The organism is Streptomyces sp. R-07 (assembly GCF_049913175.1).
GTDB lineage: Bacteria > Actinomycetota > Actinomycetes > Streptomycetales > Streptomycetaceae > Streptomyces.
On record NZ_CP183978.1, the window covers coordinates 1,818,627 to 1,844,273 of the forward strand.

The following is a 25,647-nucleotide window of genomic DNA, read 5'->3' on the forward strand; positions in this document are numbered from 1 at the left end:
AAGTAGACCTTCACGGTCGTTCGCGCACAGACTTCTCGGATGGACACTGCACGCCCTTTCGGCCGCGCCCTCTGCGCGATGGTCACCCCGTTCACCCCCGCCGGCGCGCTCGACCCCGACGCGGCGGGGGCCCTCGCCGCCCGGCTCGTCGCGGAGGGCTGCGACGGCCTGGTCCTCAACGGCACGACGGGCGAGTCCCCGACCACCACGGACGCCGAGAAGGCCGCCCTCGTCCGCGCCGTCCGCGAGGCCGTGGGCCCCGGCCCCTCGGTCCTCGCGGGGGTGGGCACCGCCGACACCCGGCACACCGCGGAGCTGGCCCGGCAGGCCGAGGAGGCGGGGGCGGACGGCCTGCTCGTCGTCACCCCGTACTACAGCCGTCCCCCGCAGGCGGCCGTCGAGGCGCACTTCCTGAAGGTCGCGGACGCGACCGGGCTTCCGGTGATGGTCTACGACATCCCGGGCCGGACCGGGACACGTGTCGAGCCCGCGACGATGCGGCGGCTCGCGGAGCACCCGCGGATCGTGGCGGTGAAGGACTGCTCCTACGACCTGCTCGGCTCGGCCCGGCTGATCGCGGAGACGGGACTCGCGTACTACTCGGGCAGCGAGGAGCTGAACCTTCCGCTGTACGCGGTCGGCGGCGCCGGCTACGTCAGTACGGTGGCGAACGTGGCGCCGCGCCGGCTGCGCGCGGTCCTCGACGCCTTCGACGCGGGCGACACGGCGGGCGCCGCCCGGGCCAACGCCCGCCTCCTGCCGCTGTCCGAGCTGATGATGAACTCGGGACTTCCGGGCACGGTGACCGTCAAGGCGCTCCTGGGCGGTCCGGTGCGCGAGCCGCTGCAGCCCGCCGGCCCGGAGACGGCCGACAGGCTGCGCGCGGCGTACGAGGCCCTGGTTCAGGCGGAGTCGCCGGTGTAGGTGTGGCCGAGGACCGCGGCGTGCTCCAGGACGTCCTCCAGGGGGTCGTCGATCTGCCCGGTGGAGATCAGGGAGACGTTCGGGCCGTTGTGCGAGTGGCTGTGCGTCTCGTCCGCCGCGGCCGCGCCGGCCGGCAGCAGGACCGCCGCCGCCGTGAGCATCCCCGCGACCGTGGGCCTCGTCCTCATGCCGAACTCCTCGCCTCGCCTCTGTGCTGGAACCCTGCGTTCCACTTTGTTAACGCAACGTCACCGAATCGGTTGCCGTGTGACAGGAGTTTCATGGCGCTGTCCCCGTTGCGTACCGCCACCGGGGAAGACGTGGTGTCCCGCATAGCCTGGGCGCGCTTCGGGCGGCGGACGGCGGCCCGGTCACGAGACGGAAAGCGCCTGACGGCCCTCCCGGCGGTCTGACAGGGGCGAGAACCGGGGGAACGGCCGACCGCTCTCCTGCCGGTCTCGCCCCGGAAAGCGGCCGACCGCCCGCCCCGCCGTTCGAGGCGGGGGCGGGCGGTCGGGCGTCGGTCCTGCCGGTGCCTCAGTTGTGACTGTGCAGGATGTCGTTCAGTCCGCCCCAGACCGCGTTGTTCGGGCGGGCCTCGACGGCGCCGGTGACCGAGTTGCGGCGGAAGAGGATGTTCGAGGCGCCGGAGAGCTCGCGGGCCTTCACGATCTGGCCGTCGGGCATGGTGACCCGGGTGCCGGCGGTGACGTACAGACCGGCCTCGACGACGCACTCGTCGCCCAGCGCGATGCCGACGCCCGCCTCGGCGCCGATCAGGCAGCGCTCGCCGATCGAGATGACGACGTTGCCGCCGCCGGAGAGGGTGCCCATGGTGGAGGCGCCGCCGCCGATGTCGGAGCCGTTGCCGACGACGACGCCGGCGGAGATGCGGCCCTCGACCATCGAGGTGCCGAGGGTGCCGGCGTTGAAGTTGACGAAGCCCTCGTGCATGACGGTGGTGCCGGCGGCGAGGTGGGCGCCGAGGCGGACGCGGTCGGCGTCGGCGACGCGGACCCCGGCGGGCACGACGTAGTCGGTCATGCGCGGGAACTTGTCGATCGAGGTGACCTGCAGGTGCAGGCCCTCGGCGCGGGCGTTGAGCCGCACCTTCTCGATGTCGTCGACGGCTACGGGGCCGAGCGAGGTCCAGGCCACGTTGGCGAGGAGGCCGAAGACGCCGTCCAGGCTCTGGCCGTGCGGCTTGACCAGCCGGTGGCTGAGCAGGTGGAGGCGCAGGTAGGCGTCGTGGGCGTCGAGCGGCTTCTCGTCGAGCGAGGCGATGACGGTACGGACGGCGACCACCTCGACGCCCCGGCGGGCGTCCACGCCGAGGGCCTTGGCGGCGCCTTCGCCGAGGGCGTTGACGGCCTCGTCGGGGGTGAGGCGCTCGGTGCCGGCGGGGCCGGCCGCTTCGGTCAGCTCGGGGGCGGGGAACCAGGTGTCGAGAACGGTGCCGTCGCCGGCGATGGTGGCGAGGCCGGCGGCGACGGCGCCGGTGGTGCGAGGAGCAGTGGTCATGACGGAAAACCTAACCGGCGGGCCCCCGCCCGGGCCAACCGGTCTCAGGTGTCGGTCGAGCGGATAGGGGGTTCCGACGAGCCCGGGAGAGGCTGGTTCGGTGCTTCGTTCAGGACCCGCGCCAGCACGAGACGTACGTACTCCTCGTCGTAGGCGCCGTCGGTCAGCAGGACCTGGAGGCAGATGCCGTCCATGACGGCGACCAGTGCGCGCGCGCCGGCGGGGTCGGTGCGGTGGGCCAGGGCGGTGACGACGGACTCGGCCCACTCGGCGGCGACCGGCCGGAGGGCGGGGCGGCGCAGGGCGGCGAGGTAGAGCTCGTACTCCAGCTCCACGCGCGCGCGTTCGCCCTCCAGCCACTCCCCGAGGAGCCGGGCGAGCGCGGTGGCGAGGGGGATGTCCGGGTCGTTGAGGGCGGGGTGCTCGCGGAGCAGCCGCCCGAAGCCCTCGTTGGCCTTGCGCAGCGCCGCGACGAGGAGTTCGTCGAGGGAGGCGAAGTGGTACGTGGTGGAGCCGAGCGGCACGTCGGCCTCGGCGGCCACCGTGCGGTGGCTGAGGCCGCCGATCCCGGCGCGCCCGACGACGGTGAGGGCGGCGTCGACGATCCGCTCGCGCCGACCGGGGTCGTACCTCCGGGTCCGTGCCATCAGTGCGCGCCCCCGAGGTTGAGGACGGCGACCCCGGCGATGATGAGGACGATTCCGGCGATCTTGGCGGGGTTGAGGCTCTCGCCGAGGAAGAGGAAGCCGATGACGGCGACGGCGGCGGTGCCGACCCCGGACCAGATGGCGTAGGCCGTGCCGACCTGGAGCGTCTTGAGCGCCTGGGCGAGGAGCGCGAACGCGACGAGGTAGCCCGCGCCGGTGACGAGGGAGGGCCAGAACCGGGTGAAGCCCTCGCTGTACTTCATCGAGGTGGTGGCGAGTATCTCCGCCGCGATGGCGCCCGCAAGGAGTCCGTAACCCATGTGTACGAGCGTACACAGCACTGCGTACGGGTGTTCGCAACGCTCCCCTATACGGTGTCCCGCATGACGTATCCCCCCGGTCCGCCAGGACCGCCCTACGGCTACGGCTATCCGCCGCCGCCCCCGCCGCCGAAGCCCGGCGTGATACCCCTGGCGCCGCTCGGTTTCAGCACGATCCTGACCGGTGCCTTCGCCGCGTTCGGCCGCCACTGGAAGGCGCTGCTCGGGGTGGCCGGAGCCGTCTACGGCGCCGCGCTGCTCGTCGTCGGCGCGGCGCTCGGCATCGCGTACGCGGTCGTCGGCGACCTCTTCACCGCCGCGTTCGACCGGCCGGAGAACCAGGATCCCCACTGGGACGAGATCCAGCCGCTGATCGTCGCCTTCGTCTGCGTCTGGGCCGTCGCCATGATCACAATGATCTGCGCCAACGCCGTGGTGGCGGCCGCCTGCCCTGCCGTGGTCCAGGAGGCGGTGCTCGGCCGGCCCACGACCTTCCGCACGGTCTGGCGCCGGGCCTGGTCCCGGACGCCCGCCGTGCTCGGCACGGTGGTGCTGACCTCGCTGGCGCTGCTGCTTCCGGCCTTCCTCTTCATCGTGGGCTTCGTGGCCCTGCTGGTGGCGCTGCTCGCGGTCCGGACCGGACCGCTGATCGCGCCCTTCCTGGCTTTCGGCGGCGCGCTGCTCGTCTTCCCGCTGGCCCTGTGGATCTGGGTGAAGTTCAGCCTGGCCCCGGCGGCGGCGGTGATCGAGAACCAGGGCGCGCTCGCCTCGATGCGCCGCTCCTCGTCGCTGGTCCGGGGCGCCTGGTGGCGCGTGTTCGGCTCCCTGTTCGCGGCCGGCGTGATGGCCTCCGTGGTGAGCGGGCTGATCCAGCAGGTCTTCTCCCTGCTGGCCTCGGCCCCGCTGTCGACCGTCGACCTGTCGAGCGAGGACGCCGGCGTCCTGATCGCCTCCTTCGCGCTCCTCTTCGGCGTCCTCGCCGTCGGAGGCCTGATCAGCCAGGCGATCGTCTCGGTCTTCCCGCCCCTGGTCACCGGACTGCTCTACGTCGACCAGCGCATCCGCAAGGAGAACCTGGCTCCGGACCTGGCCCGGGCGGCCGGACTCCTCTAGACACGCGGAACGGCCGCGCCCCGGAGGGCGCGGCCGTTCTCACGTACACCTGCGATCAGACGTTGAAGCCGAGCGCGCGCAGCTGCTCGCGGCCGTCGTCCGTGATCTTGTCCGGACCCCACGGGGGCATCCAGACCCAGTTGATCTTCAGCTCGTTGACGATGCCGTCCGTCGCGGACTTCGCCTGGTCCTCGATCACATCGGTCAGCGGACAGGCCGCCGACGTCAGGGTCATGTCCAGCGTCGCGACGTTCGAGTCGTCGATGTGGATCCCGTAGATCAGGCCCAGGTTGACCACGTCGATGCCCAGCTCGGGGTCGACGACGTCGTACAGCGCCTCACGGACTTCTTCCTCGGAGGCCGGCTTCATCGTGGCCTCGGCGTTCTCGGTCATGCCGACTTCCTCTCCGCGTCACCCAGCGCCTGGGCGGTCGCGTCCTTCCACGCCATCCAGCTGAGCAGCGCGCACTTCACACGGGCCGGGTACTTGGAGACTCCGGCGAACGCGACCGCGTCCTCCAGGATCTCCTCCATCGCGTCGTCCGGCTCGATCTGACCCTTGGACTGCATCAGCTCCAGGAAGGTGCCCTGGATCTTCTGCGCCTCGGCCAGCTCCTTGCCGACGAGCAGCTCGTTGAGGACGGAGGCCGAGGCCTGGCTGATGGAGCAGCCCTGACCCTCGTACGACACGTCCTCGATGCGCGAGCCGTCGTACTTCACGCGGAGCGTGATCTCGTCGCCGCACGTCGGGTTGACGTGGTGCACTTCGGCGTCGCCGTCCCGAAGACCGCGCCCGTGCGGGTGCTTGTAGTGGTCCAGGATGACGTCCTGGTACATCGAATCCAGCTTCACGAGCCGTCCCCTAGCCGAAGAAGTTCCGTACGTGCTCCAGACCCGCGACCAGGGCGTCGACCTCGGCCGGGGTGGAGTACAGATAGAACGACGCCCGCGTGGTCGCAGGAATTCCGTACCGCAGGCAGACCGGCCGCGCGCAGTGGTGGCCGACCCGGACCGCGATGCCCTCTTCGTCGAGGACCTGGCCCACGTCGTGCGGGTGGATGTCGCCCAGCGTGAAGGAGATCGCCGCGCCGCGGTCCTCGGCCGTGGTGGGGCCGATGATCCGCAGGTCCGGGACCTCCTGGAGGCGCCGGACGGCGTACTCGGTGATCGCGTGCTCGTGGCGCGCGATGTTCTCCATGCCGATCGCCGACAGGTAGTCCACGGCCGCGCCGAGGCCGACGGCCTGGGCGATCGGGGGCGTACCCGCCTCGAACTTGTGCGGGGCCGGCGCGTACGTCGAGGAGTGCATCGAGACGGTCTCGATCATCTCGCCGCCGCCGAGGAAGGGCGGGAGGTCCTCCAGGAGCTCCTGCCGTCCCCACAGCACGCCGATGCCGGTCGGGCCGCACATCTTGTGGCCGGTGAAGGCCACGAAGTCGGCCTGGAGCGCCTGCACGTCCAGGACCATGTGCGGGGCCGCCTGCGAGGCGTCGATGCAGACGAGGGCACCGACCTCCTGGGCGCGGCGGATGATCGTCTCGACCGGGTTGATCGTGCCCAGCAGGTTCGAGACCAGCGTGAACGAGACGATCTTGGTCTTCTCGGTGATGACCTCTTCGATGTTCGAGAGGTCGAGACGGCCGTCGTCGGTGAGGCCGAACCACTTCAGCTTCGCGCCCGTGCGCTGCGAGAGCAGCTGCCACGGCACGATGTTGGAGTGGTGCTCCATCTCCGTGATGGCGATCTCGGTCTCGTGGTCCACGCGGTAGGGCTCGTCGGCCCAGCCCAGCATGTTGGCCACGAGGTTGAGCGACTCCGAGGCGTTCTTGGTGAAGATCACCTCGTCGCGGCTCGGCGCGTTGATGAAGGCCGCGACCTTGTCACGGGCGCCTTCGTACAGCGCCGTCGCCTCCTCGGCGACCGTGTAGACGCCGCGGTGCACGTTGGCGTTGTGACGCTCGTAGTACGTGGTGAGCGCGTCGAGGACCTGCCGCGGCTTCTGCGAGGTCGCCGCGGAGTCGAGGTACACGATCTTCTTGCCATCGTGGACCACGCGATCCAGGAGCGGGAAGTCCTTGCGGATCGCCTCGGTGTCGAGGAGGCCGGAGAGCCCCTGATGGGCAGAAGTCACGCGGATGCGCCACCCTTCGTGCTGTAAGCCTCGTAGCCCTCGTTCTCCAGCTTGTCGGCCAGCTCGGCGCCGCCGGACTCGACGATGCGGCCCTCGGAGAAGACGTGGACGAAGTCGGGCTTGATGTAGCGCAGGATGCGCGTGTAGTGCGTGATCAGCAGGGTGCCGACCTCACCGGTCTCGCGGACGCGGTTGACACCCTCGGAGACCTGGCGCAGCGCGTCGACGTCGAGGCCCGAGTCGGTCTCGTCGAGGATCGCGATCTTCGGCTTGAGGAGCTCCAGCTGGAGGATCTCGTGGCGCTTCTTCTCACCGCCGGAGAAGCCCTCGTTGACGTTGCGCTCGGCGAAGGCCGGGTCCATCTGGAGCTGCTCCATCGCGGACTTGACCTCCTTCACCCAGGTGCGCAGCTTGGGGGCCTCGCCGCGGATCGCGGTGGCGGAGGTGCGCAGGAAGTTGGAGACCGAGACGCCGGGGACCTCGACCGGGTACTGCATGGCGAGGAAGACGCCGGCGCGGGCGCGCTCGTCGACCGACATCTCCAGGACGTCCTCACCGTCGAGGGTGACGGTGCCGCCGGTGACCGTGTACTTCGGGTGACCGGCGAGGGAGTACGCCAGGGTCGACTTGCCGGAGCCGTTGGGGCCCATGACGGCGTGGGTCTCGCCCTGCTTGATGGTCAGGTCGACGCCCTTGAGGATCTCGCGGGGGCCGTTCTCCGCCTCGACGGAGACGTGCAGGTCGTGGATTTCAAGCGTAGCCATGGGTGACTCAGGACTCCTGGGTGACGGAGACGAGCACATCGTCCCCTTCGATCTTTACGGGGTATACGGGGACGGGGCGCGTCGCGGGAAGGCCGGAGGGCTTGCCGGTGCGCAGGTCGAAGCTGGAGCCGTGCAGCCAGCACTCGATCGCGCAGTCCTCGACCTCGCCCTCCGAGAGGGAGACGTTCGCGTGCGAGCAGATGTCGTTGATCGCGAACACCTCGCCCTCGGTGCGCACGACCGACACCGGCGTGCCGTCGACCTCGACCCGCTTCGGGGCGTCGGCCTCCAGCTCGCTCAGCGCGCAGACTCGGACGAAGGCCATCAGACGGAGGCCTCCAGCTCGGCCTCGATCTTGGCGAGGAGGCGCTCCTGGACGTCCGGCAGACCGATCTGCTGGACCAGCTCGGCGAAGAAGCCGCGGACGACGAGGCGGCGGGCCTCGGACTCCGGGATGCCGCGGGCCATCAGGTAGAAGAGCTGCTCGTCGTCGAAGCGGCCGGTGGCCGAGGCGTGACCGGCGCCGGCGATCTCGCCGGTCTCGATCTCCAGGTTCGGCACGGAGTCGACCCGGGCACCGTCCGTGAGGACCAGGTTCCGGTTGAGCTCGTACGTGTCGGTGCCCTCGGCGGCGGCCTGGATGAGCACGTCGCCGATCCAGACGGCGTGCGCGTCCTGGCCCTGCAGCGCGCCCTTGTAGGCCACGTTGGACTTGCAGTGCGGGACGTTGTGGGTGACCAGGAGGCGGTGCTCCTGGTGCTGGCCGGCGTCGGTGAAGTACAGGCCGAAGAGCTCGGCCTCGCCGCCGGGGCCCGCGTACTCGACGCGCGGGTGGATGCGGACGACGTCGCCGCCGAAGGTGACGACGACCGACTTGAAGGAGGCGTCGCGGCCGATCAGGGCGTTGTGCTGGGAGACGTGGACGGCCTTCTCGTCCCAGTCCTGGACGGAGACGACGGTCAGCTTGGCGCCGTCGCCGAGGACGTAGTCCACGTTGGCGGCGAGCACCGCGTCACCGGTGTGGTCGAGGACCACGACGGCCTCGGCGAAGGCGCCGAGCTCGATCACCTGGTGGCCGAAGGCGACGCCGCCCTGGCCGTGCACGGAGATGCGGATCGGCTCGGTGAGCACCGCCTCCTTGGCGACGGTGACGACCGAGGCCTTCTCGAAGGAGGAGTACGCCTGGGCGGCGACGCGGTCGACGGGCGTGCCGGCCTTGCCGAGGCGCTCGTCGTCGCGGCCGACGGTCTCCACGGTGACGCCCTCCGGGGCCTCGACCTCGACCTTGACGCCCTCGCCGGAGGCGACGGCGGTGCCGTCATGAAGTCCACGGAGTCGCGCCAGCGGGGTGAACCGCCACTCCTCCTCGCGGCCGTGCGGGACGGGGAAGTCCGCGACGTCGAAGGACGGGGGCGCGCTCATGCGCGTGGCGACGGTGGACTCGGCGGCCACCGCGATCGAGCCGGCGGTGGTGGAGCCCGCCGGGATGTTCTGAGCCTCAGCCATGGCTGTCGTGTTGCTCTCTTCCTGCGTACGTGTGAGTCGGTCGCTGCGGGTGCGGTGGCTGTTAGCCGACCGCGCCTTCCATCTGCAGCTCGATCAGCCGGTTGAGCTCCAGGGCGTACTCCATCGGGAGCTCCTTGGCGATGGGCTCGACGAAGCCGCGGACGATCATCGCCATGGCCTCGAACTCGGTGAGGCCGCGGCTCATCAGGTAGAAGAGCTGGTCCTCGGAGACCTTGGAGACGGTGGCCTCGTGGCCCATGGAGACGTCGTCCTCGCGCACGTCCACGTAGGGGTACGTGTCGGAGCGGGAGATCGTGTCGACGAGCAGGGCGTCGCAGAGCACGTTCGACTTGGCGCCCGGGGCCCCCTCGCCGATCTCGATGAGACCGCGGTAGGAGGTGCGGCCGCCGCCTCGCGCCACCGACTTGGAGACGATGTTGGAGGAGGTGTTCGGGGCCATGTGGACCATCTTGGCGCCGGCGTCCTGGTGCTGGCCCTCGCCCGCGAAGGCGATGGACAGGGTCTCGCCCTTGGCGTGCTCGCCCATGAGGTAGACGGCCGGGTACTTCATGGTGACCTTGGAGCCGATGTTGCCGTCGACCCACTCCATGGTGGCGCCCTCGTAGGCGACGGCGCGCTTGGTCACCAGGTTGTAGACGTTGTTCGACCAGTTCTGGATGGTCGTGTAGCGGCAGCGGCCGCCCTTCTTCACGATGATCTCGACGACCGCGGAGTGCAGCGAGTCGGACGAGTAGATCGGGGCGGTGCAGCCCTCGACGTAGTGGACGTAGGCGTCCTCGTCGACGATGATCAGCGTCCGCTCGAACTGGCCCATGTTCTCCGTGTTGATGCGGAAGTAGGCCTGGAGCGGGATCTCGACGTGCACGCCCTTCGGCACGTAGATGAAGGAGCCGCCGGACCACACGGCCGTGTTCAGGGAGGCGAACTTGTTGTCGCCGACCGGGATGACGGTGCCGAAGTACTCCTTGAAGAGTTCCTCGTGCTCCTTCAGCGCGGTGTCGGTGTCGACGAAGATGACGCCCTGCTCCTCCAGGTCCTCGCGGATCTGGTGGTAGACGACCTCGGACTCGTACTGGGCGGCGACACCGGCGACGAGGCGCTGCTTCTCCGCCTCCGGGATGCCGAGCTTGTCGTACGTGTTCTTGATGTCCTCCGGCAGGTCCTCCCAGGACTCGGCCTGCTTCTCGGTGGACCGCACGAAGTACTTGATGTTGTCGAAGTCGATGCCGGAGAGGTCGGAGCCCCAGGTCGGCATGGGCTTCTTGCCGAAGAGGCGCAGACCCTTGAGCCGCAGCTTCAGCATCCACTCGGGCTCGTTCTTCTTCGAGGAGATGTCGCGGACGACGTCCTCGTTGAGACCGCGCTTGGCGGTGGCGCCGGCCGCGTCGGAGTCGGCCCAGCCGTACTCGTACCGACCCAGGCCCTCGAGCTCGGGGTGGCTGATCTCGGTGGTCATGCGGGGTTCCTCCCGGCCGTACTTGCGGATGCTGATTCGGTGGTCTGTGGGGCGCCGTGCGGGATGAACGTGGTGCAGACGCCGTCACCATGCGCGATGGTGGCCAGACGCTGGACGTGCGTTCCCAAGAGGCGGGAGAAGAATTCCGTCTCCGCCTCGCACAGCTGGGGGTACTGCTCGGCGACGTGGGCGACCGGGCAGTGGTGCTGGCAGAGCTGCTCGCCGACCGGCGCGTTCCGCGCAGTGGCAGCGTACCCGTCCGCCGTGAGGGCCTTGGCCAGCGCCTCGGTCCGCTGCGCCGGCGCGGCCGACTCGACGGCCTCGCGGTACGCGCCCGCCTGGGCCTCGATCCGGTCGCGGGCGAAGGCGGCGACGGCCGCCTCCCCCCCGGCGTTGCGCTCGATCCAGCGGAGCGCCTCGACGGCGAGGGAGTCGTACGACTGGTCGAAGGCGTCCCGGCCGCAGTCGGTGAGCGCGAAGATCTTCGCGGGTCGACCACGTGCCCGGGTCCCGTAGACGCGCTTCTCGCGGGCCTCGACGACGTTCTCGGCGACCAGCGAGTCGAGGTGGCGGCGGACGGCGGCCTGGGTGAGGCGGAGCCGTTCGGCCAGATCGGCGACGGTCGAGGGCCCGTGATCCAGGATCGACCGCGCGACCCGGTTGCGCGTGGAACGCTCTCGGGTCGCGAGTTCCTCCACGGGAGCCGCGCCAACGTTTTTCACAACGCCATTGTTGCGTAATTAATCGGGGAGTGACAAGCGGCGTCCGAATCGACGACGGTGCGGTACATCACTCAGGTAAGGCTTACCTGACCTGCGGAAACGATCATTGGTGGGATGAATCCACCGCCCCGCGCGCCGAGGCCCCCCACCGGCTCTCTAGACTTCCCGGCATGTCAAACGAGTCCGTCGACAGCGCCGTCCGCGTACACGGCCTGGTCAAGCGGTACGGAAACAAGACCGCCGTCGACGGCCTCGACCTCGACGTGCGGACCGGCACCGTCACCGCCGTCCTCGGCCCCAACGGAGCCGGCAAGACCACCACCATCGAGACCTGCGAGGGATACCGCAGGCCCGACGGCGGCACCGTCCGCGTCCTCGGCCTCGACCCGATCGCCGACGCGGCCGCCCTGCGCCCCAGGATCGGCGTGATGCTCCAGTCCGGCGGCGTCTACTCCGGCGCCCGCGCCGACGAGATGCTCCGCCACATGGCGAAGCTGCACGCCCACCCGCTGGACGTGGACGCCCTCATCGAGCGCCTCGGCCTCGGCTCCTGCGGCCGCACCACCTACCGGCGCCTCTCCGGCGGCCAGCAGCAGCGCCTCGCGCTCGCCATGGCCGTCGTCGGCCGCCCCGAGCTCGTCTTCCTCGACGAGCCCACCGCGGGCCTCGACCCGCAGGCCCGCCGCGCCACCTGGGACCTGGTCCGCGAGCTCCGCGCCGACGGCGTGACCGTGGTCCTCACCACCCACTTCATGCAGGAGGCCGAGGAGCTCGCCGACGACGTCGCCATCGTCGACGGCGGCCGGGTCGCCGCCCAGGGCAGCCCCGAGCAGCTGTGCCGGGGCGGCGCCGAGAACACCCTGCGGTTCACCGGCCGCCCCGGCCTCGACCTGGGCTCCCTGCTCAAGGCGCTGCCGGACGGCTCGGCCGCCGCGGAACCGCTCCCCGGGACGTACCGGATCACCGGCACGGTCGACCCGCAGCTGCTCGCCACGGTCACCACCTGGTGCGCCCAGCACGGCGTCATGCCCGACGGCATCTCCGTCGAACGCCACACCCTCGAAGACGTCTTTCTCGAACTGACCGGCAAGGAGCTGCGCGGATGAGCACGGGTACGTACGCGCCGAAGCCGGGGGCCGCCCCCGTCGGACGGATGATCGCCGCGCAGACCGCCCTGGAGACCAGGATGCTGCTGCGCAACGGCGAGCAGCTGCTCCTCACCGTGATCATCCCCTCGCTGCTCCTGGTGCTCTTCTCCACCGTCGACATCGTCGACACCGGAGAGGGCGACGCCGTCGACTTCCTCGCCCCCGGCGTCCTCGCGCTGGCCGTGCTGTCCACCGCCTTCACCGGCCAGGCCATCGCGACCGGTTTCGAGCGGCGGTACGGGGTGCTCAAGCGGCTCGGCGCCTCACCGCTCCCCCGCTGGGCGCTCATGACCGCCAAGACGCTCTCCGTCCTCGTCACCGAGGTCCTCCAGGTCCTCCTCCTGACGGTGATCGCCCTGGCCCTCGGTTGGTCCCCGCACGGCAACCCCCTCTCGGTCCTGGTTCTCCTGGTCCTCGGCACGGCCGCCTTCTCCGGACTCGGCCTGCTGATGGCCGGCACCCTGAAGGCCGAGGCCACCCTGGCCGCCGCGAACCTGGTGTTCCTGCTCCTCCTGGTGGGCGGCGGGGTCATCGTCCCGCTGGAGAAGTTCGGCGCGGCGGGCGACGTGCTCGCACTGCTGCCGATCGCCGCGCTCTCGGACGGCCTGCGCGACGTCCTCCGGGACGGGGCCTCGATGCCGTGGGGCGACGCGCTGATCCTGGCGGTCTGGGCGGTCCTCGGCCTCGGTGCGGCGGCGAAGTTCTTCCGCTGGGAGTAACCGTAAGGTTCCGTTCGGCCACATACGCCCCCCTCGTGAAAGCGCGCACAAGCGCCGTCCTACGATAGGGCCCGTGCAGACCCCCCTCGCCTCCATCGCCCAGCGCTGGACCCCGTCCCCCCGGACGCTCCGGCGCGCCGCGCTCGCCGCCGTCGTGATGAGCGTGCTCATCATCGTCACGGGCGGCGCGGTCCGGCTGACCGGTTCCGGTCTCGGCTGCGACACCTGGCCGAAGTGCACGGACGACAGCCTCATCGTGACGCCCGAGCAGGGCTACCGCGGCGCCATCGAGTTCGGCAACCGGATGCTGACGTACGTCCTGTCGGCGGCGGTCGGCTGGGCGATCATCGCCGCCCGCTCCACCAAGCCCTGGCGGCGCGGGCTCACCCGGCTCGGCTGGGCCCAGTTCTGGATCGTGATGAGCAACGCCGTCATCGGCGGCATCACGGTGTGGATGGGCCTCAACCCGTGGACGGTGGCCGGCCACTTCCTGGCCGCGAACTCCCTGCTCACGGTCGCCGTCATCACCTGGCACCGCACCGGCGAGGGCGACACCGCCCCCCGGCCGCGCGTGCCGCGCCCGGTCCGCAAGCTGTCCTGGGCGATCACGATCGCCTCCGCCCTGCTGATCGTGCTCGGCACGACGGTCACCGGCGCCGGCAAGCACGCCGGTGACAGCAGCGACGTCCCGCGCATGCCGTGGGACTGGACGAACGCCGCCCACGTCCACGCGATCGCCGCCTGGGTCGTCTGCGCCCTCGCGCTCGCCATGTGGCTGGTCCTGCGCGTCGTGGACGCCCCGCTCGACACCCGGGCCCGCGCCCGCGACCTGCTGCTCGTGCTCCTGGGCCAGGGCGTGATCGGCTACGTCCAGTACTTCACGGGCGTCCCCGAGCTCCTGGTCGCCGCCCACATGCTCGGCTCCTCGCTGATGTGGATCGCGGTCCTGCGGCTCGCCCTGAGCCTGCGCGAGCGCCCGCTCGACGCACCCGGCATCCCGGCCCAGGCGGACCCGGAGCTGGCGGCCACCGCCTGACGGCCTCCGACCCCGACGGGTCTACCGGCTCCCCGTGAGCCGGTAGACCCGTTTCGCGTTGTCCGCCGCGATCATCGTGGCCACCCGCTGCGCGTCCGTACGGGACCAGGCGCCGTCCATGACCCACTCCCCCAGCACCCGGGTGAGCGCCGAGCGGAAGGCGCTGGCCGCGACCACGTGGAGTTCGGGCAGCCCCTGGGCGCCGCTGGAGAACAGCAGTTTGCCGAACGGCGCGCGTTCCAGGACCTCGGCGAGGACGGCCGCCGCCCGGGCCCCGGTGTGGGCGAGGACGGGGCCGAGGTCGGCGTACACGTGCGGGTGAAGTCCGGTCAGGTGGGCGGCGGCGCGGTGGTACGGGTAGCGGTGCAGCAGCACCAGGTCGGTGCCGAGCCCCGCGGTGGCGGCGGCGAAGCCGTTCAGGGCGGCCGGATCCTCCGTGTGCAGCTGGAGGGGGCGCCCGGCCATGACCGCGATCCAGAGCAGATGGCGCAGCAGGACGGGGTCGGTGATCCGGCCGCCGGCCGCGCGGCCGGCCAGCCAGCGCCCGGCTGCCCCGCGCACCTCCCCGGGGCCCGGGGGCTCGGGCAGGGCCGCGAGCCCGCCCCGCGCCCCTGACGCCGAACTGAACGCGACCACGTCGGCGGCGGCTCCGTGGACGGCCTCGGCGAGGTTGGCGAGGAAGGCCTCGACGGTGCCCGAGGTGTCCGCGACCTGTTCGGCGAGGGGTTCGAGCCGGACGATCTCATGGGCCTCGGCGGCGCCCGCGGCGCCCAGCTCGGCGGGGTGCGTGAGGTCGCCGGGGATCCCGGTGTCGACCAGGTAGGTGGAGATCCCGGAGGCCCGCAGGAGCCGGCGCCCGGCCTCGGCGGCGCCGAGTTCCCGGCGGCGGGCGAGGTAGCGGGCGGGCGGGCAGTGCGGTTCCAGGCCGAGGAGCGGCGGGCACCAGCGGCGCACGGCGAAGCCGGTCTGGGTGTCGAAGAAGGTGGTGCCCGCGGCGGGCTGGACGGCGGCCCCGCCCAGGTGGGCGCCGAGGCGGGCCTCGAAGGTGCCGAGGCCGAGCTCCGTACGGAGCACCCCGTGGCAGTACTGGTCCACCAGGTGCGGCGTGTCGATCATCTCGGGGGGCTCCCTGTGTGGACGTGTCTCCACACGTCCTAACGGGTGAGCCCCGCGCGAGGTTGTTGCCTGGGAGGTGTCCGGCGGACCAGGGCCGGACAGGACACCCCCTAGCTGTTGGAGGGGCCGCCGATCTGGATACCGGCCATCCGGGTCCACTCGTACGGGCCCGTGGCGACCTTGGCGGCGAACTCGCCGTCGAACTCCTCGTGGAGGGTCAGGCCGGCCTTCTCGGCGGCCTGCTGCGCGACCGCGTACGTCGGCGCGACGAGGTCGCCCCAACCGCCGTCCGTGCCGACCAGGACGATCCGGGTGCCCGCCTGGCCGATGTGCGCGAGGTGTCCCTCGGAGCCGCCGTGCGCCTTGGAGAAGGCCTGGATCTCCTTGGCGAGCCTGGCCGCCTTGCGCTCTTCGTGCTTCGTTTCTGCCATGACACGGATGCTACCGAGGGGTAGATCCGACGGCGACGGCCGGGCCATGTGGGCTGTCCCACGTGACCCGGCCGTCGGAGCCGAGCAGATCATCTGAGCGGTCAGCGCAGGAAGGGATCCACCGCGACCGCCACGAAGAGCAGCGAGACATAGGTGATGGACCAGTGGAAGAGGCGCATCTCCTTGAGCTTCGCGCCCGTCACCTCCGCCTTGGCGCGGTTCAGGAGCCCGTGCGCCTCCCAGAGCCACCAGCCGCCGGTGAGCAGCGCCACGGCCGTGTAGAACCAGCCGGTGTAGCCCAGCGGGGTCAGCAGCAGGGAGACGGCGACCATCACCCAGCTGTAGATGACGATCTGCTTGGCGACGACCTTGTTGGAGGCGAGGACGGGGAGCATCGGCACGCCCGCGCGCGCGTAGTCGTCCTTCACCTTCATCGACAGCGGCCAGTAGTGCGGCGGCGTCCAGAAGAAGATGACGAGGAAGAGGATGACCGCGGCCCAGGACATCGAGTTGGTGACGGCCGACCAGCCGATGAGCACCGGGAGGCAGCCGGCGATGCCGCCCCAGACGATGTTCTGCGCGGTGCGCCGCTTGAGGATCATCGTGTAGACGACGACGTAGAAGAGGAGCGCGCCGAGCGAGAGGGCGGCGGAGAGCCAGTTCACGAGCAGGCCGAACCAGAGCGTGGACACCACGGCGAGGGTGAGGCCGAAGACCAGGCCCTCGCGCGGCGTGAGCACGCCGGTGACCAGCGGGCGCTGGGACGTCCGGTCCATCAGGGCGTCGATGTCCCGGTCGATGTACATGTTCAGCGCGTTGGCGCCGCCCGCGGAGAGGTAGCCGCCGAAGCAGGTGGCGAGCACCAGCCACAGGTCCGGCACGCCCTGCTCGGCGAGGAACATCACCGGAACGGTCGTGATGAGCAGCAGTTCGATGATCCGCGGCTTGGTCAGCGCCACGAATGCCTTGACGCGGGCCCCGAACGGCCGATGGCCCCCCGGGCTGGGAGTCAAGACGACCCCTGCGGGTCGGGACTCGACGGCCGTCACGCACACCCCTGACAGAGAAATTCCCAGCAAGCTCCCCGGGTGAAGACGGGGTAAGGCTTGCGCGTACCACGCCACTGTAGACGTTGCCCAGACGCCGATCTTCGCGGGGGTGGGGTCGTGTTGGTGCGGTACGTCCCAAGGGGTGGACACGGTTCGGGGGCGGCTCCGGGCGCGGCTCGGCAGGCGAACTCCCACGACCACCGGCACTCTTGCTGTGTCCTTTCATTTCTCCGCTCATTTGAGGGGCATGGACACGAAAAGAGGGGCGTTCCGCGGGGGTAGGCTCGACAGCGCCGGTACACCCTCAGTCACCGGCTCAAGACATGTGGAGAGGAGCCCTGACCCAGGGTGAGCACTAAGCCGACCACCACAGACCTCGAGTGGACCGAGTTGGACCAGCGGGCCGTCGACACCGCCCGCATCCTGGCCGCGGACGCCGTACAGAAGGTCGGCAACGGCCATCCTGGTACGGCGATGAGCCTGGCGCCCGCCGCGTACACCCTCTTCCAGAAGGTGATGCGGCACGACCCGGCCGACCCCGAGTGGGTCGGGCGCGACCGGTTCGTCCTCTCCGCCGGCCACTCGTCCCTGACCCTCTACACCCAGCTGTACCTGGGTGGCTTCGGGCTCGAGCTGGACGACCTGAAGGCCTTCCGCACCTGGGGCTCGAAGACCCCGGGGCACCCGGAGTACGGTCACACCGCCGCCGTCGAGACGACCACGGGCCCGCTGGGCCAGGGTGTCGCGAACGCCGTGGGCATGGCGATGGCCGCCCGCTTCGAGCGCGGTCTGTTCGACCCGGAGGCCGCCACCGGCGCGTCCCCGTTCGACCACCGGATCTACGTGATCGCCGGTGACGGCTGCCTGCAGGAGGGCATCTCCGCGGAGGCGTCCTCGCTCGCCGGCCACCAGAAGCTCGGCAACCTGATCCTGCTGTGGGACGACAACCACATCTCGATCGAGGGCGACACCGAGACGGCCGTGTCCGAGGACACGATGAAGCGGTACGAGGCGTACGGCTGGCACGTCCAGCGCGTCGAGCCGCAGGCCAACGGCGACCTGGACCCGGCCGCGCTGTACGCGGCGATCAGGGCCGCCGAGGCCGAGACCGAGCGTCCGTCGTTCATCGCGATGCGCTCGATCATCGCCTGGCCCGCCCCGAACGCGCAGAACACCGAGGCCTCGCACGGCTCGGCGCTCGGCGACGAGGAGATCGCGGCCACCAAGCGCGTCCTGGGCTTCGACCCGGAGCAGACCTTCGAGGTCACCGACGAGGTCATCGCGCACACCCGGGCGCTCGGCGACCGCGGCCGCGAGGCCCGCGCCGCGTGGGAGAAGCAGCTCGCCGAGTGGCGTACGGCCAACCCGGAGCGTGCCGCCGAGTTCGACCGCATCCAGGCGAACGAGCTGCCGGCCGGCTGGGCCGAGAAGCTCCCGGTCTTCGAGGTGGGCAAGGGTGTCGCCACGCGTGCCGCCTCGGGCCAGGTCCTCAAGGCGCTCGGCGCGGTCGTGCCGGAGCTGTGGGGCGGCTCGGCCGACCTCGCCGGCTCGAACAACACGACGATCGACAAGGACTCGTCGTTCCTGCCCGAGGGCAACCCGCTGCCGGAGGCCGACAAGTACGGCCGCACGATCCACTTCGGCATCCGCGAGCACTCCATGGCCGCGGAGATGAACGGCATCGCGCTGCACGGCAACACGCGCATCTACGGCGGCACCTTCCTGGTGTTCTCCGACTACATGCGCAACGCGGTGCGTCTGTCCGCGCTGATGCACCTGCCCGTGACGTACGTCTGGACCCACGACTCGATCGGTCTGGGCGAGGACGGCCCGACGCACCAGCCGGTGGAGCACCTGGCCTCGCTGCGCGCGATCCCGGGTCTGAACGTGGTCCGTCCGGCCGACGCCAACGAGACGGCGATCGCCTGGCGCGAGATCATGCAGCGCCACACCAAGGTCTTCGGCAAGGGCGCCCCGCACGGTCTGGCGCTCACCCGCCAGGGCGTGCCGACGTACGCGCCGAACGAGGACACGGTCAAGGGCGGCTACGTGCTGTTCGACGCGGAGGGCGGCGAGCCGGAGGTCGTGCTGATCGGCACGGGCTCCGAGGTGCACCTGGCCGTCGAGGCCCGCGAGCAGCTCCAGGCCGCCGGTGTCCCGACCCGGGTGGTCTCGATGCCGTCCGTCGAGTGGTTCGAGGAGCAGGACCAGGCGTACAAGGACTCGGTCCTGCCGCCGTCGGTCAAGGCCCGGGTCGCGGTCGAGGCCGGTATCGGTCTCACCTGGCACAAGTACGTCGGTGACGCCGGCCGGATCGTCTCGCTGGAGCACTTCGGCGCCTCGGCGGACGCGAAGGTCCTCTTCCGCGAGTTCGGGTTCACGCCGGAGGCGATCGTCGCCGCCGCGCGGGAATCCGTGGCCGCCGCCCAGCGCTGACGTCCGTACGTACGACTTAATTGGAGATGCAACTCCCATGACAGACGCTCTCAAGCGCCTCTCCGACGAAGGCGTCGCGATCTGGCTGGACGACCTCTCGCGCCAGCGGATCACGTCCGGCAACCTGGCCGAGCTGATCGACCAGAGCCACGTGGTCGGTGTCACCACGAACCCGTCCATCTTCCAGAAGGCCATCTCGGAGGGGCACGGTTACGACCAGCAGCTCGCCGACCTCGCCGCCCGCAAGGTGACCGTCGACGAGGCCATCCGCATGATCACGACGGCGGACGTCCGTGACGCCGCCGACATCCTGCGGCCCGTCTTCGACGCGACGGACGGCCAGGACGGCCGGGTCTCCATCGAGGTCGACCCCCGTCTCGCCCACGAGACGGCCGCCACCATCGCCGAGGCCAAGCAGCTGGCCTGGCTGGTGGACCGCCCCAACACCCTGATCAAGATCCCGGCCACCAAGGCGGGTCTGCCGGCGATCACCGAGGTCATCGGTCTCGGCATCAGCGTCAACGTCACGCTGATCTTCTCCCTGGAGCGCTACCGCGCGGTCATGGACGCCTACCTGGCGGGCCTGGAGAAGGCCAAGGAGCGCGGCCTGGACCTCTCCAAGATCCACTCGGTGGCCTCCTTCTTCGTGTCCCGCGTGGACTCGGAGATCGACAAGCGCCTGGACGGCATCGGCACCGACGAGGCCAAGGCGCTCAAGGGCAAGGCCGCCCTGGCCAACGCCCGTCTGGCCTACGAGGCGTACGAGGAGGTCTTCTCCTCGGAGCGCTGGGCCGCCCTCGACAAGGCGCAGGCCAACAAGCAGCGTCCGCTGTGGGCCTCGACCGGCGTCAAGGACCCGGCGTACAAGGACACCCTGTACGTCGTGGACCTGGTCGCGCCCGGCACGGTGAACACCATGCCGGAGGCCACCATGGAGGCCACCGCCGACCACGGCGAGATCACCGGGGACACCATCCGCGGCACGTACGAGCAGTCGCGCGCCGAGCTGGCGGCCGTCGAGAAGCTGGGCATCAGCTACGACGACGTCGTCCAGCTCCTGGAGGACGAGGGCGTCGACAAGTTCGAGGCGTCCTGGAACGACCTGCTCAAGTCCACCGAGGCGGAGCTTGAGCGCCTCGCACCTTCGGAGGCGTAAGCACTTTGAGCGCAGTCCACGGAGCCAACCCGCTCCGTGACGCCGCAGACCGACGGCTCCCGCGCATCGCGGGGCCGTCGGGTCTGGTGATCTTCGGCGTCACGGGCGATTTGTCCCGTAAGAAGCTGATGCCTGCCGTCTACGACCTGGCCAATCGCGGCCTGCTGCCGCCGGGCTTCTCGCTCATCGGCTTCGCGCGCCGCGAGTGGGCGGACGAGGACTTCGCGCAGGAGGTCTACGAAGCCGTCAAGCAGCACGCGCGCACCCCCTTCCGCGAGGAGGTGTGGCAGCAGCTGATCCAGGGCATGCGGTTCGTCCAGGGCGACTTCGACGACGACAACGCCTTCGAGCAGCTCAAGTCGACGATCGAGGAGCTCGACAAGGCACAGGGCACGGGCGGCAACTTCGCCTTCTACCTGTCCGTGCCGCCGAAGTTCTTCCCGCTCGTCGTCCAGCAGCTCAAGAAGCACGGCCTGGCCGACCAGAAGGACGGTTCCTGGCGCCGCGCGGTCATCGAGAAGCCCTTCGGCCACGACCTGGTCTCCGCCAAGGAGCTCAACGAGGTCGTCCACGAGGTCTTCCCGCCCGACGCGGTCTTCCGGATCGACCACTACCTCGGCAAGGAGACCGTCCAGAACATCCTGGCGCTCCGCTTCGCCAACACGCTCTTCGAGCCGATCTGGAACCGGTCGTACGTCGACCACGTGCAGATCACCATGGCCGAGGACATCGGCATCGGCGGCCGCGCCGGCTACTACGACGGCATCGGCGCCGCCCGTGACGTCATCCAGAACCACCTGCTCCAGCTGCTCGCGCTGACCGCGATGGAGGAGCCCGCCTCCTTCGACGCCGACGCGCTGGCCGCCGAGAAGACCAAGGTCCTCGGCGCGGTGAAGCTGCCCAAGGACCTCGGCAAGTCCACGGTCCGCGGCCAGTACGCCGCCGGGTGGCAGGGCGGCGCGAAGGCCGTCGGCTACCTGGAGGAGGACGGCATCGACCCCCAGTCGAAGACCGACACCTTCGCGGCCATCAAGCTGGAGATCGACAACCGCCGCTGGGCGGGCGTCCCGTTCTACCTGCGGACCGGCAAGCGCCTGGGTCGCCGCGTCACCGAGATCGCGGTCGTCTTCCAGCGCGCCCCGCACTCCCCCTTCGACCACACCGCGACCGAGGAGCTCGGCCGCAACGCCATCGTGATCCGGGTCCAGCCGGACGAGGGCGTGACGGTGCGGTTCGGCTCCAAGGTGCCCGGCACCCAGATGGAGATCCGGGACGTGTCGATGGACTTCGCGTACGGCGAGTCCTTCACGGAGTCCAGCCCCGAGGCGTACGAGCGGCTCATCCTCGACGTCCTGCTCGGCGACTCCAACCTCTTCCCGCGGGTCGAGGAGGTCGAGCTGTCCTGGAAGATCCTCGACCCGATCGAGCAGTTCTGGGACAAGCACGGCAAGCCCGCCCAGTACCAGTCCGGGACCTGGGGCCCGGTCGAGGCGGACGAGATGCTTGCACGAGACGGCAGGAGCTGGCGCCGGCCATGAAGACCGACCTGACGGACACCACGTCCTCCAAGATCAACAAGGCGCTGGTGCTCGGGCGGCGGGCGATCGGCACGCCGGCCGTCGGCATGGTGCTCACCCTCGTGATCGTCACCGACGAGGAGAACGCCTACGACGCGCTGAAGGCGGCCAACGAGGCGTCCCGCGAGCACCCCTCGCGGACCCTCGTCGTCATCAAGCGGGTCTCGCGCTCCCCGCGGGACCGCGCCAAGGCACGGCTCGACGCCGAGGTCCGCCTCGGCGCCGACGCCAGCACCGGCGAGACGGTGGTGCTCCGGCTGTACGGCGAGGTCGTCGACCACGCCCAGTCGGTGGTGCTGCCGCTGCTCCTCCCGGACGCCCCCGTCGTCGTCTGGTGGCCGGTGAACGCGCCGTCCGACCCGGCGAACGACCCGCTGGGCGCGCTCGCCCAGCGCCGGGTGACCGACACGTACGCCGCCGAGCAGCCCATCCAGGAGCTGACCGCGCGCGCGGACGCGTACACCCCGGGCGACACGGACCTCTCGTGGACCCGGATCACCCCGTGGCGTTCGATGCTGGCCGCCGCGCTCGACCAGGTCGTGTGCGAGGTGACCTCCGCCGAGGTCGAGGGCGAGGAGTTCAACCCCAGCGTCGAGCTGCTCGCGATGTGGCTCGCGGACCGGCTGAAGGTGCCCGTGCGGCGCTCGAAGTCGGCCGGCCCCGGTCTCACCTCCGTACGGATGGAGACCAGCTCCGGCCCGATCGTGCTCGACCGGCCGGACGGCTCGCTCGCGACGCTCTCCATCGAGGGTCAGCCGGACCGTGCCGTGGCGCTCAAGCGCCGCGAGACGGCCGAGCTGATCGCGGAGGAGCTGCGCCGGCTCGACCCGGACGACACCTACGCGACGGCGCTCAGGTTCGGTCTGGAGCGGCTCGACGAGGAGGCGGCGACCACCGCCCCCGAAAACGTCGTGGACACGGTCGCGGAGACCGCCGTGGACACGGTCGTGGAGTCGGCGCCCGCGCCCGCCAAGCCCGCCGCGAAGAAGGCCCCGGCCAAGAAGGCGGCGGTCAAGTGAGCACCCCTCAGCTGGTCGTCCACCGCGACAAGGAGCTGATGGCCCAGGCCGCCGCGGCCCGGCTCATCACCCGGATCGTGGATGCCCAGGCCTCCCGCGGCTCCGCCTCGGTCGTGCTGACCGGCGGCCGCAACGGCAACGGCCTGCTCGCGGCGCTCGGTTCGGCGCCCGCGCGGGACGCGGTCGACTGGTCGCGGCTCGACCTGTGGTGGGGTGACGAGCGGTTCCTGCCCGAGGGCGACCCCGAGCGGAACGTCACCCAGGCCCGTGAGGCGCTGCTCGACCGGGTGCCTCTCGACCCGGCGCGGGTGCACGCCATGCCGGCCTCGGACGGGCCGTACGGCGGCGACGTCGACGCCGCCGCGGCCGCGTACGCGGCGGAGCTGGCAGCCGCCGCGGGTCCCGGCGACCACGCCGGGGTGCCGACCTTCGACGTCCTGATGCTGGGCGTCGGCCCGGACACCCATGTGGCCTCGCTCTTCCCGGAGTTGCCGGCGGTCCGCGAGACCGAGCGGACGGTGGTCGGGGTGCGGGGCGCGCCGAAGCCGCCGCCGGTCCGGGTCTCGCTGACGCTTCCGGCGATCCGGGCGGCCAACGAGGTCTGGCTGCTCGCGGCCGGTGAGGACAAGGCGAAGGCCGCGGCGATCGCGCTGTCGGGCGCGGGCGAGGTGCAGGCCCCCGCGGCCGGTGCCCAGGGCCGCTCGCGCACGCTGTGGCTGCTCGACGCTGCGGCCGCCTCGGAGCTGCCGCGGAGCCTGTATCCGCCGGCCTCGGCCTGACTCCCCTGTACGGAGGCCCGGTTCACCTCTCGGTGGGCCGGGCCTCCGGCGTGTGTACGGGTTCCAGGAAGGGCGTGAGGAGTCCCGGTACGGCCCGGTCGGCGAAGGCCAGGCCCTGGCTCTCCCCCGCGTCGTACAGGTCGTAGGCGCCCGCCCCGGCCGCGGTGGTGGCGGTGATGGTGAGGATCCCGGCCCTGCGCTGGAAGTACGACTGCTTCACCGTCCAGCCGATGACGCCGGAGCGCTGGAGCGCCACGGTCGCGCGCCGGAGGCTCCCCGAACGGGTCACCAGATAGGCGCCGCTGACGGCGTGTCCGAGCCCGCGGTAGGCGTCGCGGGCGAGCAGCAGGGCGACCGGGGTGAGGACGAGGGCGCAGCCGGCCGCGACGTACAGCAGTACGGGGGTGAGGAGGGCGCCGAGCAGGATCAGCAGCGCGACGGGGCCGAGGACGCTCCACAGGGCCCAGCGCAGTCGCCGGGTGCGGGCGGCCCGGGGGTGGGCGGTGAGCGGTGCGCCGGTGGGCGGCTCCGGCTCGCGGAGCACCTGGGCGGCGACCCGGTCGGCGACCTCGCGGGGCACGGCCGGCAGCAGGTTCTTGAGGTCGGCGTGCTTGTCGTCGTCGTCCTCGGCGAGACCGGTGGCGACGGCGTCGACGCGGGCGGCCCCGCACAGGCGCACCCCGAGGGGCTGGACCAGCTCGATCCCGCGCAGCCGGCGCTCCTCGATGGAGACCGAGCGGGCGGTGAGGAGGCCGCGGCGGACGCGCAGGGTGCCGCCGGGTTCGCGCTCCAGGCGGTAGTTCCACCAGCCCTCGATCCAGAGGCCGAGCGCGCCGACGGCTCCGGCGGCGGTGGCGAGGAGGACGAGGTCGACCAGCATCCACACGAGGGAGACGGATCGGAAGCGGTCTCCTATCCAGTCGATGACCTCGCCCTGGGCACCGAACCACTCGCTGACCTGGAAGACCGCTCCGACGGCCGCTCCGCCGAGGGCGGGGGCGACGAAGGAGACGGGGGCGTAGCGGATCCAGCGCGGGTCGACGGTGGCGAGGGCGCCGTCGTGGTGGGGGTCCGCGGAGGCGGCCTCGGCGCGGGCGAGGAGTTCGCGGCGGAGCCGTTCGCCCTCGGCCCGGGTGACCAGGTCGAGTTCGAGGGTGGACTCGCCGCCGGTGTGCTCGCCGGTGCCGATGCGGACCTTGACGAGGCCCAGGACGCGATGGAGGGGATTGGCGGTGAGGTCGACGCTGCGGATGCGCTCGCGGGCCAGGGAGCGGCGCTTGAGCTGCACGAGCCCGGTGTGGAGGTCGATCCGCTCGTGGCCGACGCGGTAGCGGGTGCGGCGCAGGCGTACCCAGTCGGCCACGGTGCCGCCGAGGACGAGGAGGGCGGCGCCGGCGAGGACCCAGGCGACGGCCTGCCACAGGGGCCTGTCCCCGGAGAGTCCGGCCACCGCGGGGAGGGCCGCGCCGCCGGCCACACCGCAGAGGACGGCGGCGCCGGCGAGGAGGGTGCGCGGGTGGAGCCGCCGCCATTCCTCCCGGTCCTCGGGGTTCACGTGGCGTCCCCGGGCGTGGCCTGGGTGATGAGGGTGAGCCGCTCGGCGAGGTCCGCGGCCAGTCCGTGGTCGAGGCCCTCGATCCGGATCGCGCCCTTGGAGGAGGCGGTGGTGACGGTGACGGTGGCGAGCCGGAAGAGCTGCTCCAGCGGACCGCGCGAGGTGTCGACGGTCTGGATCCGGGACATCGGGGCGATGCGCCACTCCTGCCAGAGGGCGCCGGTGCGCACGTAGACGGCCTCGTCGGTGACCTCCCAGCGGTGCACCCGGAACCACCAGGCGGGGAAGAACGCGGTGCAGGCGAGGCCCAGGGCCGCCACGGCCCCGGCCGCGAGCAGCAGCCAGAACCGGGCGGGCCCGATGAGCGCCCCGAGGACGGCGAGCGCCACCACCGGTACGGCGGTGGTCGCCAGGAGCCGGCCGCGCCACCAGGTGACGGCCCGCCCGTCGACGGCGTTCCTGGGCGGCCGCAGCCGCACCGCGTTCTCCCCCGTCATGTTC

At 71.2% G+C, this 25,647-nt stretch carries 27 protein-coding genes; 10 read left to right on the forward strand and 17 right to left on the reverse strand.

Features of this window, described 5'->3' with window-relative positions; genetic code table 11:
• Positions 1–39 precede the first annotated feature (39 nt).
• A complete protein-coding gene (dapA, locus tag ACN9M0_RS08145) occupies positions 40–924 on the forward strand; it encodes a 4-hydroxy-tetrahydrodipicolinate synthase (RefSeq protein WP_426403362.1) in 885 nt (294 codons plus the stop codon).
• Here dapA and ACN9M0_RS08150 read toward each other — a convergent pair.
• The 4 genes from ACN9M0_RS08150 to ACN9M0_RS08165 all read right to left on the reverse strand — a co-directional run bounded on the left by ACN9M0_RS08150 (position 903) and on the right by ACN9M0_RS08165 (position 3,412).
• A complete protein-coding gene (locus tag ACN9M0_RS08150) occupies positions 903–1,112 on the reverse strand; it encodes a hypothetical protein (protein WP_366037251.1) in 210 nt (69 codons plus the stop codon). The two genes, dapA and ACN9M0_RS08150, sit on opposite strands and share 22 nt — an antisense overlap.
• A gap of 349 nt (positions 1,113–1,461) precedes the next feature.
• Complete coding sequence (dapD, locus tag ACN9M0_RS08155; RefSeq protein WP_366037250.1) at positions 1,462–2,445, reverse strand: 2,3,4,5-tetrahydropyridine-2,6-dicarboxylate N-succinyltransferase; 984 nt, start codon at positions 2,443–2,445, stop codon at positions 1,462–1,464.
• Positions 2,446–2,489: 44 nt separating this feature from the next.
• On the reverse strand, positions 2,490–3,092 hold the full coding sequence (locus ACN9M0_RS08160; protein ID WP_426403363.1) for a TetR/AcrR family transcriptional regulator: 603 nt from the start codon (positions 3,090–3,092) through the stop codon (positions 2,490–2,492).
• Entirely contained in the window at positions 3,092–3,412 is a 321-nt protein-coding gene (locus ACN9M0_RS08165; RefSeq protein ID WP_366037248.1) for a DMT family transporter, read from the reverse strand. The genes ACN9M0_RS08160 and ACN9M0_RS08165 overlap by 1 nt, the downstream gene beginning before the upstream one ends.
• Before the next feature lie 63 nt (positions 3,413–3,475).
• On the opposite strand from ACN9M0_RS08165, the gene ACN9M0_RS08170 reads away from it, so the two are divergent.
• The gene (locus ACN9M0_RS08170) at positions 3,476–4,525 is read left to right on the forward strand and encodes an oxidoreductase (protein ID WP_366037247.1); all 1,050 of its coding nucleotides are present in this window, start codon (positions 3,476–3,478) and stop codon (positions 4,523–4,525) included.
• A 55-nt stretch (positions 4,526–4,580) separates the two neighbouring features.
• On the opposite strand, the gene ACN9M0_RS08175 is transcribed toward ACN9M0_RS08170, so the two are convergent.
• From ACN9M0_RS08175 to ACN9M0_RS08210, 8 genes are all read right to left on the reverse strand, one after another.
• Complete coding sequence (locus tag ACN9M0_RS08175; protein WP_017238620.1) at positions 4,581–4,919, reverse strand: metal-sulfur cluster assembly factor; 339 nt, start codon at positions 4,917–4,919, stop codon at positions 4,581–4,583.
• The gene (gene sufU, locus ACN9M0_RS08180) at positions 4,916–5,377 is read right to left on the reverse strand and encodes a Fe-S cluster assembly sulfur transfer protein SufU (RefSeq protein WP_017238621.1); all 462 of its coding nucleotides are present in this window, start codon (positions 5,375–5,377) and stop codon (positions 4,916–4,918) included. Before sufU ends, ACN9M0_RS08175 begins: the two co-directional genes overlap by 4 nt.
• Positions 5,378–5,387: 10 nt before the next feature.
• Positions 5,388–6,656 (reverse strand): cysteine desulfurase, encoded by a 1,269-nt coding sequence (locus ACN9M0_RS08185; protein WP_317873213.1) that lies wholly within the window; start codon positions 6,654–6,656, stop codon positions 5,388–5,390.
• Positions 6,653–7,420, reverse strand: a complete 768-nt coding sequence (gene sufC / locus ACN9M0_RS08190) for a Fe-S cluster assembly ATPase SufC (protein WP_366037246.1) — start codon at positions 7,418–7,420, stop codon at positions 6,653–6,655. The genes ACN9M0_RS08185 and sufC overlap by 4 nt, the downstream gene beginning before the upstream one ends.
• Positions 7,421–7,427: 7 nt before the next feature.
• Positions 7,428–7,745, reverse strand: coding sequence for a bifunctional 3-phenylpropionate/cinnamic acid dioxygenase ferredoxin subunit (locus ACN9M0_RS08195; protein ID WP_399696387.1), 318 nt, complete (start codon positions 7,743–7,745; stop codon positions 7,428–7,430).
• Positions 7,745–8,926 carry a Fe-S cluster assembly protein SufD gene (gene sufD / locus ACN9M0_RS08200; protein WP_366037244.1) on the reverse strand — a complete coding sequence of 394 codons (1,182 nt, stop codon included), beginning with the start codon at positions 8,924–8,926 and terminating at the stop codon, positions 7,745–7,747. Before sufD ends, ACN9M0_RS08195 begins: the two co-directional genes overlap by 1 nt.
• A 61-nt stretch (positions 8,927–8,987) precedes the next feature.
• Entirely contained in the window at positions 8,988–10,403 is a 1,416-nt protein-coding gene (gene sufB / locus ACN9M0_RS08205) for a Fe-S cluster assembly protein SufB (RefSeq protein ID WP_093876687.1), read from the reverse strand.
• Positions 10,400–11,125: a helix-turn-helix transcriptional regulator gene (locus tag ACN9M0_RS08210; RefSeq protein WP_366037243.1), complete on the reverse strand. Its 726-nt coding sequence runs from the start codon at positions 11,123–11,125 to the stop codon at positions 10,400–10,402. The genes sufB and ACN9M0_RS08210 overlap by 4 nt, the downstream gene beginning before the upstream one ends.
• 170 nt (positions 11,126–11,295) lie before the next feature.
• On the opposite strand from ACN9M0_RS08210, the gene ACN9M0_RS08215 reads away from it, so the two are divergent.
• The 3 genes from ACN9M0_RS08215 to ACN9M0_RS08225 all read left to right on the forward strand — a co-directional run bounded on the left by ACN9M0_RS08215 (position 11,296) and on the right by ACN9M0_RS08225 (position 14,028).
• Positions 11,296–12,231 carry an ABC transporter ATP-binding protein gene (locus ACN9M0_RS08215; protein WP_366037242.1) on the forward strand — a complete coding sequence of 312 codons (936 nt, stop codon included), beginning with the start codon at positions 11,296–11,298 and terminating at the stop codon, positions 12,229–12,231.
• A complete protein-coding gene (locus ACN9M0_RS08220; protein WP_366037241.1) occupies positions 12,228–12,992 on the forward strand; it encodes an ABC transporter permease in 765 nt (254 codons plus the stop codon). The genes ACN9M0_RS08215 and ACN9M0_RS08220 overlap by 4 nt, the downstream gene beginning before the upstream one ends.
• A gap of 64 nt (positions 12,993–13,056) precedes the next feature.
• The gene (locus tag ACN9M0_RS08225; RefSeq protein ID WP_366037285.1) at positions 13,057–14,028 is read left to right on the forward strand and encodes a COX15/CtaA family protein; all 972 of its coding nucleotides are present in this window, start codon (positions 13,057–13,059) and stop codon (positions 14,026–14,028) included.
• Between the two features lie 21 nt (positions 14,029–14,049).
• Here the strand turns inward: ACN9M0_RS08225 and ACN9M0_RS08230 are convergent, their stop codons facing one another.
• The 3 genes from ACN9M0_RS08230 to ACN9M0_RS08240 form a co-directional block, all read right to left on the reverse strand.
• Positions 14,050–15,144, reverse strand: coding sequence for an amidohydrolase (locus tag ACN9M0_RS08230; RefSeq protein ID WP_366037240.1), 1,095 nt, complete (start codon positions 15,142–15,144; stop codon positions 14,050–14,052).
• A gap of 110 nt (positions 15,145–15,254) precedes the next feature.
• Entirely contained in the window at positions 15,255–15,575 is a 321-nt protein-coding gene (locus ACN9M0_RS08235; RefSeq protein ID WP_366037239.1) for a hypothetical protein, read from the reverse strand.
• A gap of 101 nt (positions 15,576–15,676) precedes the next feature.
• Positions 15,677–16,630, reverse strand: a complete 954-nt coding sequence (locus tag ACN9M0_RS08240) for a heme o synthase (protein ID WP_366037284.1) — start codon at positions 16,628–16,630, stop codon at positions 15,677–15,679.
• Positions 16,631–16,972: 342 nt separating this feature from the next.
• Between ACN9M0_RS08240 and tkt the strand changes: the two genes are divergently transcribed.
• Genes tkt through pgl form a run of 5 tightly spaced genes read left to right on the forward strand, consistent with a single transcriptional unit; the run spans position 16,973 to position 23,591 of the window.
• The gene (tkt, locus tag ACN9M0_RS08245) at positions 16,973–19,060 is read left to right on the forward strand and encodes a transketolase (protein WP_366037238.1); all 2,088 of its coding nucleotides are present in this window, start codon (positions 16,973–16,975) and stop codon (positions 19,058–19,060) included.
• A gap of 37 nt (positions 19,061–19,097) precedes the next feature.
• Positions 19,098–20,216: a transaldolase gene (gene tal / locus ACN9M0_RS08250; protein WP_366037237.1), complete on the forward strand. Its 1,119-nt coding sequence runs from the start codon at positions 19,098–19,100 to the stop codon at positions 20,214–20,216.
• A 5-nt stretch (positions 20,217–20,221) separates the two neighbouring features.
• On the forward strand, positions 20,222–21,754 hold the full coding sequence (zwf, locus tag ACN9M0_RS08255; RefSeq protein WP_366037236.1) for a glucose-6-phosphate dehydrogenase: 1,533 nt from the start codon (positions 20,222–20,224) through the stop codon (positions 21,752–21,754).
• Positions 21,751–22,812 (forward strand): glucose-6-phosphate dehydrogenase assembly protein OpcA, encoded by a 1,062-nt coding sequence (gene opcA / locus ACN9M0_RS08260; RefSeq protein ID WP_426403364.1) that lies wholly within the window; start codon positions 21,751–21,753, stop codon positions 22,810–22,812. Before zwf ends, opcA begins: the two co-directional genes overlap by 4 nt.
• Positions 22,809–23,591, forward strand: a complete 783-nt coding sequence (pgl, locus tag ACN9M0_RS08265) for a 6-phosphogluconolactonase (protein ID WP_366037234.1) — start codon at positions 22,809–22,811, stop codon at positions 23,589–23,591. The genes opcA and pgl overlap by 4 nt, the downstream gene beginning before the upstream one ends.
• 22 nt (positions 23,592–23,613) lie before the next feature.
• Here pgl and ACN9M0_RS08270 read toward each other — a convergent pair whose 3' ends face one another.
• Positions 23,614–25,146, reverse strand: coding sequence for a PH domain-containing protein (locus tag ACN9M0_RS08270; protein ID WP_426403365.1), 1,533 nt, complete (start codon positions 25,144–25,146; stop codon positions 23,614–23,616).
• Positions 25,143–25,643: a PH domain-containing protein gene (locus ACN9M0_RS08275; protein WP_366037232.1), complete on the reverse strand. Its 501-nt coding sequence runs from the start codon at positions 25,641–25,643 to the stop codon at positions 25,143–25,145. The genes ACN9M0_RS08270 and ACN9M0_RS08275 overlap by 4 nt, the downstream gene beginning before the upstream one ends.
• Positions 25,644–25,647 lie beyond the last annotated feature (4 nt).

What these genes read in the sequence shown, in the direction of transcription:
- dapA (WP_426403362.1), top strand. Translation starts at nt 40, where the DNA reads ATGGACACTGCACGCCCTTTCGGCCGCGCCCTCTGCGCGATGGTCACC.
- ACN9M0_RS08150 (WP_366037251.1), bottom strand. Translation starts at nt 1,112, where the DNA reads ATGAGGACGAGGCCCACGGTCGCGGGGATGCTCACGGCGGCGGCGGTC.
- dapD (WP_366037250.1), bottom strand. Translation starts at nt 2,445, where the DNA reads ATGACCACTGCTCCTCGCACCACCGGCGCCGTCGCCGCCGGCCTCGCC.
- ACN9M0_RS08160 (WP_426403363.1), bottom strand. Translation starts at nt 3,092, where the DNA reads ATGGCACGGACCCGGAGGTACGACCCCGGTCGGCGCGAGCGGATCGTC.
- ACN9M0_RS08165 (WP_366037248.1), bottom strand. Translation starts at nt 3,412, where the DNA reads ATGGGTTACGGACTCCTTGCGGGCGCCATCGCGGCGGAGATACTCGCC.
- ACN9M0_RS08170 (WP_366037247.1), top strand. Translation starts at nt 3,476, where the DNA reads ATGACGTATCCCCCCGGTCCGCCAGGACCGCCCTACGGCTACGGCTAT.
- ACN9M0_RS08175 (WP_017238620.1), bottom strand. Translation starts at nt 4,919, where the DNA reads ATGACCGAGAACGCCGAGGCCACGATGAAGCCGGCCTCCGAGGAAGAA.
- sufC (WP_366037246.1), bottom strand. Translation starts at nt 7,420, where the DNA reads ATGGCTACGCTTGAAATCCACGACCTGCACGTCTCCGTCGAGGCGGAG.
- ACN9M0_RS08195 (WP_399696387.1), bottom strand. Translation starts at nt 7,745, where the DNA reads ATGGCCTTCGTCCGAGTCTGCGCGCTGAGCGAGCTGGAGGCCGACGCC.
- sufD (WP_366037244.1), bottom strand. Translation starts at nt 8,926, where the DNA reads ATGGCTGAGGCTCAGAACATCCCGGCGGGCTCCACCACCGCCGGCTCG.
- sufB (WP_093876687.1), bottom strand. Translation starts at nt 10,403, where the DNA reads ATGACCACCGAGATCAGCCACCCCGAGCTCGAGGGCCTGGGTCGGTAC.
- ACN9M0_RS08215 (WP_366037242.1), top strand. Translation starts at nt 11,296, where the DNA reads ATGTCAAACGAGTCCGTCGACAGCGCCGTCCGCGTACACGGCCTGGTC.
- ACN9M0_RS08220 (WP_366037241.1), top strand. Translation starts at nt 12,228, where the DNA reads ATGAGCACGGGTACGTACGCGCCGAAGCCGGGGGCCGCCCCCGTCGGA.
- ACN9M0_RS08230 (WP_366037240.1), bottom strand. Translation starts at nt 15,144, where the DNA reads ATGATCGACACGCCGCACCTGGTGGACCAGTACTGCCACGGGGTGCTC.
- ACN9M0_RS08235 (WP_366037239.1), bottom strand. Translation starts at nt 15,575, where the DNA reads ATGGCAGAAACGAAGCACGAAGAGCGCAAGGCGGCCAGGCTCGCCAAG.
- tal (WP_366037237.1), top strand. Translation starts at nt 19,098, where the DNA reads ATGACAGACGCTCTCAAGCGCCTCTCCGACGAAGGCGTCGCGATCTGG.
- opcA (WP_426403364.1), top strand. Translation starts at nt 21,751, where the DNA reads ATGAAGACCGACCTGACGGACACCACGTCCTCCAAGATCAACAAGGCG.
- ACN9M0_RS08275 (WP_366037232.1), bottom strand. Translation starts at nt 25,643, where the DNA reads ATGACGGGGGAGAACGCGGTGCGGCTGCGGCCGCCCAGGAACGCCGTC.